The organism is Variovorax sp. KBW07, from assembly GCF_003852515.1.
In the GTDB taxonomy this organism is placed as follows: domain Bacteria; phylum Pseudomonadota; class Gammaproteobacteria; order Burkholderiales; family Burkholderiaceae_C; genus Variovorax.
This window is the reverse complement of sequence record NZ_QAJK01000125.1, coordinates 60,113-71,166: the sequence shown is the minus strand read 5'-3', so window position 1 is coordinate 71,166 and position 11,054 is coordinate 60,113. Positions and strand designations below refer to the sequence as shown.

At 67.2% G+C, this 11,054-nt stretch carries 7 protein-coding genes and 1 pseudogene; 7 read left to right on the top strand and 1 reads right to left on the bottom strand.

The window, feature by feature from the left end:
• The 7 genes and pseudogenes from DBV14_RS23980 to DBV14_RS23950 all read left to right on the top strand — a co-directional run.
• A pseudogene (locus tag DBV14_RS23980) lies at nucleotides 1–520 on the top strand (hypothetical protein); the annotation flags it as partial.
• 82 nt (nucleotides 521–602) lie between these two features.
• Nucleotides 603–1,106, top strand: coding sequence for an OmpA family protein (locus DBV14_RS23975; RefSeq protein ID WP_124462794.1), 504 nt, complete (start codon nucleotides 603–605; stop codon nucleotides 1,104–1,106).
• A gap of 106 nt (nucleotides 1,107–1,212) precedes the next feature.
• Complete coding sequence (locus tag DBV14_RS23970; RefSeq protein ID WP_124462792.1) at nucleotides 1,213–4,311, top strand: Mur ligase family protein; 3,099 nt, start codon at nucleotides 1,213–1,215, stop codon at nucleotides 4,309–4,311.
• Nucleotides 4,308–4,619 carry a hypothetical protein gene (locus DBV14_RS34020; RefSeq protein ID WP_260397204.1) on the top strand — a complete coding sequence of 104 codons (312 nt, stop codon included), beginning with the start codon at nucleotides 4,308–4,310 and terminating at the stop codon, nucleotides 4,617–4,619. The genes DBV14_RS23970 and DBV14_RS34020 overlap by 4 nt, the downstream gene beginning before the upstream one ends.
• 91 nt (nucleotides 4,620–4,710) lie before the next feature.
• Entirely contained in the window at nucleotides 4,711–6,528 is a 1,818-nt protein-coding gene (locus tag DBV14_RS23960) for a peptidase domain-containing ABC transporter (protein ID WP_124462790.1), read from the top strand.
• 28 nt (nucleotides 6,529–6,556) lie between these two features.
• Nucleotides 6,557–7,873, top strand: a complete 1,317-nt coding sequence (locus DBV14_RS23955; protein WP_124462788.1) for an HlyD family type I secretion periplasmic adaptor subunit — start codon at nucleotides 6,557–6,559, stop codon at nucleotides 7,871–7,873.
• Complete coding sequence (locus tag DBV14_RS23950; RefSeq protein ID WP_124462786.1) at nucleotides 7,870–9,447, top strand: TolC family protein; 1,578 nt, start codon at nucleotides 7,870–7,872, stop codon at nucleotides 9,445–9,447. Before DBV14_RS23955 ends, DBV14_RS23950 begins: the two co-directional genes overlap by 4 nt.
• Before the next feature lie 141 nt (nucleotides 9,448–9,588).
• Here DBV14_RS23950 and DBV14_RS23945 read toward each other — a convergent pair whose 3' ends face one another.
• A complete protein-coding gene (locus tag DBV14_RS23945) occupies nucleotides 9,589–11,010 on the bottom strand; it encodes a sigma 54-interacting transcriptional regulator (protein ID WP_124462784.1) in 1,422 nt (473 codons plus the stop codon).
• Nucleotides 11,011–11,054: the final 44 nt, after the last annotated feature.

Below are 11,054 nucleotides of genomic sequence, written 5' to 3'. Positions count from 1 at the left end.
CAACGACGGCCTGCTGGGTGGTGTTCTCGGCGGCGACGGCGGCGTTCTGGGCGGTGTCCTCGGCGGCGGTGACGGCGGCTTGCTCGGTGGCGTACTCGGCAACGATGGCCTGGTGGGCAACCTGCTTGGCAACGACGGTCTCGTCGGCAGCCTCCTGGGCAACGACGGCCTGGTCGGCGGTCTGCTCGGTGGCTTGCTGGGCGGCAACAGCCCGGTCGCCAACATCCTGGAGCCGGTCTCGTCGGTGGCCAGCGGTGTCACCGATGCGGTGGAGCCGGTCGTGTCCAACGTGACGCACGCGGTGTCCGGTGCCACGGCCCCGGTGACCGACATCCTGGCCGGCGCGGGCTCGACGCTCGCACCTGTCACCGATGTGGTCAGCAACGTGGTCGGCACCGTCGAACACGCGGTGGCCCCGCTGGTGACCGAGGTGATCACCCCGATCACCAGCCTGCTCGAGCACGGCACCGGTGGCGCCCTGTCGCCCGTGACGAACATCCTGCACGGCTTGCTGGGTTGATCGACAAGAACATCCGAAGGAGGGGTGGGGAGCTGCAGCACAGGGACAGGCCACCACCGGCCTGTCCCTCGAAAGGATCGATATGAAAAAGAATTTCCGGATACTGGCCATCGTCTCGCTCAGCGCAAGCCTCGCGGCTTGCGTGGCTCCCAAGGGCGGTCGCGACGATGCCACCTACTACTACTCGAACAAGGGCGCGAGCGCGGTCGCAAAGGTGGAACCCACGCCGCCGCCGCCGGTGCAGAACGGACCGGCCGGCGTGTCGAAGATCGTCTACTTCGACTTCGACAAATACAACATCAGGCCCGGCGACCGCAACATCGTGGAAGCCCACGCGGGCTTCATGCGCAACCGGCCGTCCAGCCGCGTGGTGATCGAAGGCCACACCGACGCGCGCGGTGGCCGCGAATACAACCTGGCACTGGGCCAGCGCCGTTCCGAAGCCGTGCAGCGTGCGCTCACGCAACTGGGCGTGCCGGCCGAACGTGTCGAAGCCATCAGCTGGGGCACGGAGAAACCAGCGTCACTCGAAACCACCGAGGAGGGCTATCAGCTCAATCGCCGAGCCGAATTCAGCTACCGCTGAAGCCGGAACACCGCGATGACTTCGACGGCAGTTTCCGGTCAGCGTTCACGTCGAAGCGAGAGCAGATGACGGACGCGACCGGTTTCCCGCATTCGATCGGGGCCGAATGATGTCCTTCCAAGACCAGCTCCACGCCTGCCACGAACGCCTGGTGTCGGTGTGCGCGGCGCTGCCCGCCCCGTATCCGGCGTTCACGCTGTTCTTCTCGGTCAGCGACGGTTCCCAGCGTGCGCACGTCGTGCATGCGCGGGCCGCCGAATTCGAAGCCGCATGGCGCGAAGGCGCCGACATCGTCGAGCGCTGGGTGCGCGAGCGCGGCATCGTGTCGCCGTGGCTGCGCATCGACTGGGTCGAGGGCGCGAGCGCCATGGACTGGGTGCAGTTCAAGACCCAGCTCACGGCGGTCAAGCGCAACTACTTTCGCCTGGGCCTGGCCTTCGACCAGGACTTCGAGATCGCCTTCACCGAGCAGGAGCTGAACGCCAACGCAATGCTCTGCGGCGATTCGACCATTGCGCACTCGGTGGTCAACCAGCGCAACTTCGAGGTCTATGGCCAGGCGCGCTTCCAGCGCTCGGCGCCGCTCGACATGCCGGGCGACCAGCCGGTCTACCTGCTGGCGATGGTGGGCGTGTTCTGCCAGCCCGACGGCGTGGTGCACAAGCTCGTGGGCACGGGGCTTGATGCGGGCCGGCGGCAGATGCCGGCGCTGAATCCGCAGTCGGTGCTGGAACTGGTGCGCAGTGGTTCGTCCTACCTTGCGCGGCAACTGCAGGCAGACGGCCTCTTCGTGTATGGCTACTTCCCGTGCTTCGACCGCCGCATTCCCACCTACGACGCCATGCGCCACGCGAGCGCGGTCTACGCAATGCTCGAGGCCTGGGAGCTCACGCGCGACGAGACATTGCGCGCGGCCATCGACCGCTCGCTCGACCATCTCACCGCCTGGCTGATTCGCGACTACACGCTGGCCGACGGGCGCGAAGTGGCGTTTCTTGTGGACACCGGCGCGGAGATCAAGCTTGGCGGCAACGCGGCCTGCGTGCTGGCGCTGGTGAAGTACTGCGAGCTGATGGACACGCGCCGCTGGATGCCGCTGCTGGAGAAGCTCGCGCTGGGCATCGTGTCGCTGCAGGATTCGGCCACCGGCCGCTTCAACCATGTGCTGCACGCGACCGACCTCACGCTCAAGCAGGCCTCGCGCATCATCTACTACGACGGCGAGGCAGCCTACAGCCTGATGCGCCTGTATGCCCTGACGCGCGATCCGCAGTGGCTTGCCGTGGTCGAGAAGGCCTTCGACCATTTCATTGCAAGCCAGCACTGGCAGGCGCACGACCACTGGTTGAGCTGCTGCGTCAACGAGCTCACGCACTGGAGCCCGCAGGAAAAATACTTTCGCTTCGGGCTGCAGAACGTGGCGGGGTACCTGGACTTCGTGCTCGACCGCAAGACCACCTTTCCGACGCTGCTCGAACTCATGCTGGGTGCCCAGCAGATGCTGCAGCGGCTCGAAGGCATGCCCGCCATGCGGCACCTGCTCGACGAGCTGGACACCGAGAAGTTCTACCGCGCGCTCGACTACCGCGCGCACTACCTGCTCAACGGTTTCTTCTGGCCCGAGATGGCCATGTACTTCCGTCGGCCCTCGACCGTCGTCGGCTCGTTCTTCATCCGGCACCACTCGTTCCGCGTGCGCATCGACGACGTGGCGCAGTACGTGTCGGGCTTTGCTGCGTACCACCGCTACCTGCTGGAGCGCCGCGCGCTGTCGGCCGCCGGTGGTGGCGGCAACGGAGGCGGAGGCAATGCGCCGCGCGACGACGGCCCGGTGTGGACCGCGAGCGAAATGGCACGCGTGACCGGCGGCGAATGGGTGGTGCGGCCCGACGACGGCTGGCGCGCCAGCGGCGTGGCGCAGCGCTCCTTCATGCGCAAGGGCCGCGTGGTGTTCGACCACCAGACGCGGCCTTCGAAGACGCCGTTGGCGGCCGTCACGCTCAAGGGCGTGCTGCAGCCCGCGGCGGCCGTGCTGTGCACCGACCCCAAGCCGCACCTGGACAAGCGCGTGCCCGTGCTCAAGGTGCAGAACGTGCTGCAGGCCGTGCTGCAACTGGGCGACCATGCGCGCTCCGAATTCACCGGCCGCGTGTGCGGCGTGCTCGGCAGCGGTGCCGGCAGCAACACCGTGGCCGCGATGCTGGCCGGTGCGCTGACCGTGTGGGGCGAGGTCGGGCAGCCCGAAGGCAACGTCAGCCTGCCCTCGGGCATTGCATGGAACATGACCTGCATGCCGCGCCACGCGGCCTACTGGGTCATGGAGATGGGCAGCGCGCACATGCCGGCCTCGGCGCAACTGGTGCGGCCGTCGCTGCTCGTGGTGACGGGGCTCTCGGCCGCGTCGCAGAAACACCGCGGCCCCTCCGAGGCCGCGGCGCGGCTCGACAGCCGCGTGTTCATGGGCATGGCGCCCGGCGACAGCGTGGTGCTGAACCGCGACATGCCCGAGTTCGCCACCTTCGCCGAAGCCGCGATGGCGCAGCAGCTGCAGATCGTGACCTGCGGCGAACACAAGGACGCCGACGTGCGCCTGCTCGCCTTCGACCACGGCGAAGTGCAGGCGCTGGTGGCGGGCGAGCCCTTTCAGCTGCGGCTGAATGCGCCGGGCCGCCACATGGGCGCCAGCGCCATTGCCGCGCTCGCGGCGCTGCAGGCACTGCGCCTGCCGCTGGCCGCTGCGGTCGAACCTTTCGCGCACTTCGAGCCGCCAGGCGGCCGCGGTGCGCTGCACACCATTCACATCGGCGGCGGAAGCTTCAAGCTGATCGATGAAACCTATGACGCCAACCCCAGCTCGATGCGGGCGGCGCTCGAATTGCTGTCACAGGCCCCCTGCGAACCGGCGCGTCGCGTCGCGATTCTTGGCGATATGCAGGAACTAGGGCCCGCCGCCCAGCGGCACCACCTCGACCTCGAGGCGGAGCTGCTGGCTTCTCAACCGGACCGCGTGCTGTTGTGCGGTCCGCTCATGCGCGCGCTGCACGCGCGCATCCGCACCAAGGTCCGCTCGCACTGGTTCGTCGATGTGTCGGACCTGTCGACCGCGCTCGGTGGCCTGCTGCAACCAGGCGACTGGGTGCTGGCCAAGAGTTCGGCGGGCGTCGGCCTGTCCCGGTTGGCCCGGGTTTTGAAAGCACTGCCATGAACATGAGATGGACCGCCCTCCTGCAATCGCAATCGTCCTTCGAACACGAGGCGCCGCAGCAGCAGTCACAGCAGCGCCGCTGGTGGCTGGGCTGGCTCCAGCTGTTGTGCGCATGGGTGCTGTGCATGCTGCTGTGCGCCAACATCGCGCTGGTGCTCGCACAGGGTTTGCCCGAAGAGGCGAAGGAAATGACAGTGGGAAAGCCGGTCGGTTGCATGGTCAGGGGAAAGGCCACGCCATCCGATGCGGCTGCTTCGATCCATGGTGCGCAAGCTGATCCGATGAAGAGGCAAATGCTTTCGTGCTGAGCCGCACGGAGACTGAATTTTTGCCTTGTAACAGTCGGGTAACAGTTGATAATGACGCAGGCGTCATTGCACGACGGATCGGCGTTTTCTCATGATCAAGTTCCTCTTGCCCAGCCAATTGGTTGCCGACACGCCAGACGAACCTGGTGCCAGTCCCTATGCGGGGGCAATGCATGAGGCGTTTCGCGCGGCCTACCCGCTCGTCAAGGGCGCGGCATGGCGCTCGCTGCCCATCAGCCTGTTCGGGCTGTTGCCTTCCATCTTCCTGCTGCAGGTGTACGACCGCGTGCTGTCGCGCAGCGGCACCTCGACGCTGGCCGCGCTGGTCAGCGGCATCTTCTTCTTTCTGTGCATCGAGTTCTGGCTGCGCACGCGGCGCTCGCGCCTGCTGCGCAATGCGGGCGCCATCATCGACCACGGTGTGTCGGGTGCCTTGCTCAACTCGATGCTGGCGCGCCCGCTGCGCGCGCTCGAAGCGCGGCCCGCGTCTTCGTGGCAGCTGTACTTTCGCGACGTCGGTTCGGTGCGCGGCACCGTCACCGGCGGGCTGGCGCAGTCGGTCTTCGACCTGCCCATGGCGGTCTTTGCGCTGGTGGTCATCGGCATCGTCGCGCTGCCGGTGCTGCCGGTGGTGGCGCTGTTCCTGGCCATCATGTCTTTCCTGGCCTGGTGGTGGGCCGACGAAGTGCGCGCCGGGCGCGTCGAGGAAGTGCAACGCGGCCGCGGCCTCGACCGCATCACCTCCGAGATCTGCCATGCGCGCGAGACGCTCAAGACGCAGGCCAACGACGGCCCCACCATCGAGATGTGGCGCCAGACCTACAACGCCTGGCTCACCGAGAGCTTCAGCAAGAACGGCCAGATCGAAACCGCACGTGATGGCACCACCGTGCTGCTCACAGTGTTCTCGGTCATCGTCGTTACCGTCGGCGCCGTCTCGGTGATGGAGCAATGGATGACGGTCGGCGGCCTCGTCGCCTCGAACATGCTCGCGCTGAAGGCGCTGCAGCCGGTGGCCGGGCTGGTGTCGAACTGGCGCTCGCTGGCCACTGCCAATGAAGCCGCCAAGCGGCTCGAAGCCGTGCTGCGCGAGCCGGTCGAAAAGCAACCTTCGGGCATGACGCTGCCGCAGCCGCTGGGCCGCGTCACGCTGAAGGACGTGAGCTTCAGCTTCACCGACAGCGCGCAGCAGCCGGTGCTGGAAAAGGTCGATCTCGACATCGGCCCCGGCGGCCTGCACGTGATCGTCGGGCGCAACGGTGCCGGCAAGTCGACGCTGGTGAAGCTCATCTCGGGCCTGTACACGCCCACGCGCGGCACCGTCAACATCGGCGAATACGACCTCTCGCAATTCGGCCGCGAAGAGCTGTCGCGCTGGATCAGCTATCTCTCGCAAGAGGTCTACTGGTTCGGTGGCGCGCTGGTCGACGTGATGCGCCGCGGCGCTCCGGGCCAGAGCGACGAGCAGATCGTCGCGGCCTGCCGGCTCTCGGGCGCGCACGACTTCATCTCGCGCCTGCCCGATGGCTACCGCACCGTGGTCGGCGAAGGCGGCACCGGCTTCTCGGTGGGCGAGCGGCGCAAGCTGGCGCTGGCCATGAGCTTCCTGCGCAAGCCCTCGGTGCTGGTGCTCGACGAACCCAGCAACGACCTCGATTTCCAGAGCGAACGCAACCTGCTCGCCACCATGCTCGCGGTCGCCAAGGTGCGCACCGTGGTGGTGGTCACGCATTCGCTGCGCATCGTCTCGGCCGCCACTGTGGTCTACCACGTGACCGGCCAGGGCAACGTCGAGCAGGGCAGTGCCGCGGTGATGGTGCCGAAGCTGTTCGGCGTCAAGAAGCCGCTGGTGGCGGTGGGCGACGAAGACAACAGCGCGGGGGCCGCGGCGTCCCGCTCCATGGCGTGAACATGACGAGTGATTGGGGGCCGCGATTTTGAAATCTGATCTGCCGCAGGTACTGCAGGATGAAAATGAAAAGCGCGCAGCGCAGACCTCGCCCGCGGGGCGCAGGCGACAGTGGATCATCGGCGGCGCCGTGGCCTTGCTGGCACTGGTCGGCCTCGGCTTCCCCATGGAAACCGTGGTCGTCGCGCCCGGCCGCGTGATCCCCTCCGACCGCGTCAAGTCGATCCAGCATCTGGAAGGCGGCATCGTCAGCAACGTGCTGGTGAAGGAAGGCGACAAGGTCAAGCAGGGCCAGTCGCTGGTCGAGATCGACCTGGGCGGCAGCGGCCTCAACCTCGAAGAACTCACGGCTCGTTATGCGGCCACGCAGGCCACCCGCGTGCGCCTCATGGCCGAGAGCCGCGGCCAGCCGCTGCGACGCGACTCCTTTGCCGCCGACATCGACGAGGGCGTGTTCGCCGGCGAGACCGGTGCCTACCAGGCGCGTGCGCTCGAGCAGCGCGGCGTGATGGCCGGTGCCGTGTCGGGCCTTGAGCAGGCGCGCAGCAAGAAGCTCGAGCAGCAGGCCAAGGTCAAGGGCCTGGGCGACCGGCTCGCGCTGATGCAGAAAGAACTCGAAATTTCCGAGCAGCTGCTCAGCGAGAAACTGGTCGGCCAGGTCGAGGTGCTCGAAAAGCGCCGACAGGCCGAAGGCGTGCGCAGCGAACTCGCGGTGGCACGGCAAGGCGTGATTTCCGCGGACGCGTCCATCACCGAAGCACAGGCCAAGATGGCCGAGGCCGAAGGCCGCTACCGGCGCCGCGCCTCCGACGAACTGGCCACCGTCGAGCGCCAGTTCGCCAGCCTGAGCGAAGACCTGGCGCGCGCCCGCACACAGCGCTCGCGCACCGTCGTCAAGGCACCTTCGGACGGCATCGTCAAGGGCCTGCGCAACTCCAGCGCGGGCTGGGTCGTGAAGCCCGGCGAAGCCATCCTCGAAGTGGTGCCCGACGAAGACGAGATCATGGTCGAGGCGCGGCTCAACCCCAACGACCGCGGCTTCATCGAAGTCGGCCAGGCCGCGCGCGTGAAGATCACCGCCTACGACTACCTGCGCTACGGCGCCGTCGACGGCAAGGTCAAGCTGGTGGCCGCCGATGCCGACCGCGACCCCGCCATTTCCAACGGCGCGCCGTACTACCGGCTGCTCATCAGCATGTCGCAGTCGCACGTGGGCCGCGACGAGAACCGCATCACCTCCGGCATGGAGTCCGAAGTGGACCTGCGTGTCGGCACCGACCCGTTCATCTGGTACATCCTCCGACCTGTGCTCAAGCTGCGGCGCGAAGCCTTCCGCGAACCATGATGGACAGAAACCCGGCCGACCGGCGCCGCATGGGCCCCGGTGTTGTCTGCGCAGCGCTGTGCGTGAGCTTTGCGCTGCCCCCTGCCGCCTTGGCACAAGAGCTGGAGCAACCCTCGGAAGAGGCGGCGCCGAATCTCATGCTGGCGCGCCGCCTTTCCACGCCGTCGATCGGTGCCGCCAGCTATGCCCAGCAGGTCAAGCAGGCGCTGATTGCGCTGTCGCAGGAATACCCCGAGGTGCTGACCGCGCAAGCCGCAGCCAACACCAGCAGCTACAGCGTCGATGCCGCCAGGCAGGCGCGCTACCCGCGCTTCAGGTTCGGCACCGCATCGGGCAACTACAACAGCGGCGCGGCCAATGCCAAGACGCAGAACTACACCGTGCTCACCGCCGAGGCGCGCGTGAGCCTGCTCGACGGCGGCGCCATGAATGCCGCGCAACGCGCCGCCGAAGCCGGCAACCAGGCCGATGACGAAGCCGTCGTCACCACCTCGCAGAAGGTGGTGCTCGACGCGCTCACCGCCTACCTGCAGGTGCAGCGCTTCGACCTGAAAAAGCAGATTGCGCACCGCGCCACCGAAGTGGTCGCCGAACTCTCCAAGGCCGAGGCCCGCCGCGTGGCGCTCGGCGTGAGCGGCGACAACGACCTCAACATGGCCGCCTCGCGGCGCGCCCTGGTGGCCGCGCGCGAATCGGACTTCGAGGCCCAGCGCGACGAGGCACTGGCCAAGTTCCGCAACTACTACAAGTTCTCGCCCAACCCCGATTCGCTGCCCGTGCTGGCCGCACCGCCGCAATGGCGCATCACCAGCCAGGACGAGGCGCTGCGCCGCGCCGAGTCGCGCAGCACCGAGATCGCCGAAGCGCAGGGCCGCATTGCGCGGGCCAAGGCACTGGCCGACCAGCAGGACGCCAGCCTTTACCCCACGCTCGATGCTGTTCTCGTCAAGAGCAAGGACCCGCGCGGCGTGTCGCCGCAAGACCCCACGCGCGCCGCCTTCGAGCTCAACTGGAACTTCGGCAACGGCTTCGACCGGCAGCTGAAGCTGAAGTCCGCGTTGGCCGAAGTTGCCAACCAGGAAGCCAAGCTCGAGGGCGTCAGGAACAACCTGTTCGAACTCACCTCGGCTTCGTGGGCCCGCACCGTCTCCGGCCGCGAGCGCGAGCGGCAACTCATGGAAGCCGTCAGCACGTCGGGCCAGGCCTTCCGCGGCCGCCGCCGCCTCATGGAGTTCGGCCGCGAGACATTGCCCAAGGTGCTCGATGCGCAGCTGGACTACTACACGCTGCTCTTCGACTACATCGACGGCGTGTTCGACCTGCGCATTTCAGAGCTGCGGCTTGCGCGCACCACAGGCGAGCTGCGCATCGACCCCACCGCGCCCAACAACTGGATCGACCGCATGTTCGGCGCACCGGGCCGCCCCGTGCTGACCGAAGATGGTTTGCTGGGTGCGCTGTGCATATCGAGCAATACCGCATGCGCGAGCGAGCCCGTGGTCGAGCGCACGACGAATGCATCGATGGCGAATCCGCCGCTGCGCAGAGCCCCGCGCATCGCCTCCATTCCCTGAAAAAGGAAGAGGGCGAGCGAAGCTAAGCCCCGTCCATTCGTGAAACACCGCGGAACCGGCTTTGCCGGGCCGCTGGTGTTGCCCCCGGTAGGGGGTTGGCGTAGCGACACGAAGTGCGCGAAGCCTGGGGGCGAGCCTATGTCACGCGTCTTCGGGGATGCCTGGTTCGCCGTCGAGAATCTGGTACTTGCGCATCTTTTCCCACAGCACCTTGCGGCTGATGCCCAGGTGCTGCGCCGTGTCCTGGCGCTTCCAGTCGTTGATCTCCAGCGCCGCGATGATGCGGTTGCGCTCGCTGCTGTTCCAGCCCTTGCGGTCGCCGTTGCCGTCGAGCGCGACACCCGCACCGCCCACCCCGTTGCGATCCGCCGCGATGGCTGGCGCCGGCGTGCCGCGCGTCAGCGCGATCGCGCGCTGGATCAGGTTTTGGTCCCAACCGTGCAGCTGGCGGGCGATCACGCCCACGCGCTCCGCGAGATTGCGAAGCTGCCGCACGTTGCCCGGAAAATAGGTTTCGGCCACCGCATCGCTCAGCCAGTGCGGCGTTTCGCCCAGTGCTTCCAACTCGTCGCCGAGCACGTTGCTCAGCAGCGCCTTGAAGATCGCGATCTTGTCCACCTCGCCGCGCTCTTCGAGGCTAGGCACGTGCAACTCGATCACCGCCAGCCGGTAGAACAGGTCCGCACGAAATTCGCCGCTCGCCACCATCTCGCGCAGATTGCGGTTGGTTGCCGCCACCAGGCGAAAGTCGACCCGCACGGGCGCCGTTGCGCCGAGTCGGGTGACCGTGTTGTCTTCCAGCACGCGCAGCAGTTTCACTTGCTGGTAGCGCGGCAGGTCGCCGATTTCATCGAGGAACAGTGTCCCCCCCGTGGCCTGCTCGAAGTAGCCGCGGTGTGCGTGCACCGCGCCCGTGAACGAGCCCTTGGTGTGGCCGAAAAACAGCGACTCGAACAGGCCGTCGGGAATCGCACCGCAGTTCACCGCCACGAACGCGCCCTTGCCGTATGCCTGGTGCCCGAGGTGCAGTTGCTGCGCGATGCGCTCCTTGCCCACCCCGGTTTCGCCGCGCACCAGCACCGGGTGGTCGCAGTCGGCGAAGGCGCCCACTTCGGCCAGCAGCGCCTTCATCGCTTCGGAATGCGCCACCAGCACGTCGGGTGCCTGCGGCGCCACGTCGCGCGCGCGCAGTTGCCGCACCAGCTTTGCCACCATCGTGCGCAACTCGGCGCAGGTGAAGTCGTAGGGCAGCACGTGCAGGTACTCGGGCGGATAGGTGCGCGAATCGCGTTCGCGCGAACCTGCCGCGACCCAGATCACCGGCATGCCCTGGAGGAATTCGGTGGCGTGCGCAAGGCCGCCGCTGTCGATGACCGTGACGCTGATGATGGCGACGGAGGGGCGCAATGCGGCGGCACGGTCCTGCTGCGGAGGCGGCAGCCCATCGGCCCGGGTGACTTCCACGTCGAAGCTCGCCATGCACCGCGCAATGCGGTCGAGGATGTCGGCTTTGCCTTCCCAGACAAAGAGGTCGAGTTCGTCGAAATTGGAAGGGGAACTCATGGATATGCGATCGAATCAGGCGATCGTGAAAATCTTGTGGTCAA

What these genes read in the sequence shown, in the direction of transcription:
- DBV14_RS23975 (WP_124462794.1), top strand. Translation starts at nt 603, where the DNA reads ATGAAAAAGAATTTCCGGATACTGGCCATCGTCTCGCTCAGCGCAAGC.
- DBV14_RS23970 (WP_124462792.1), top strand. Translation starts at nt 1,213, where the DNA reads ATGATGTCCTTCCAAGACCAGCTCCACGCCTGCCACGAACGCCTGGTG.
- DBV14_RS34020 (WP_260397204.1), top strand. Translation starts at nt 4,308, where the DNA reads ATGAACATGAGATGGACCGCCCTCCTGCAATCGCAATCGTCCTTCGAA.
- DBV14_RS23960 (WP_124462790.1), top strand. Translation starts at nt 4,711, where the DNA reads ATGATCAAGTTCCTCTTGCCCAGCCAATTGGTTGCCGACACGCCAGAC.
- DBV14_RS23950 (WP_124462786.1), top strand. Translation starts at nt 7,870, where the DNA reads ATGATGGACAGAAACCCGGCCGACCGGCGCCGCATGGGCCCCGGTGTT.
- DBV14_RS23945 (WP_124462784.1), bottom strand. Translation starts at nt 11,010, where the DNA reads ATGAGTTCCCCTTCCAATTTCGACGAACTCGACCTCTTTGTCTGGGAA.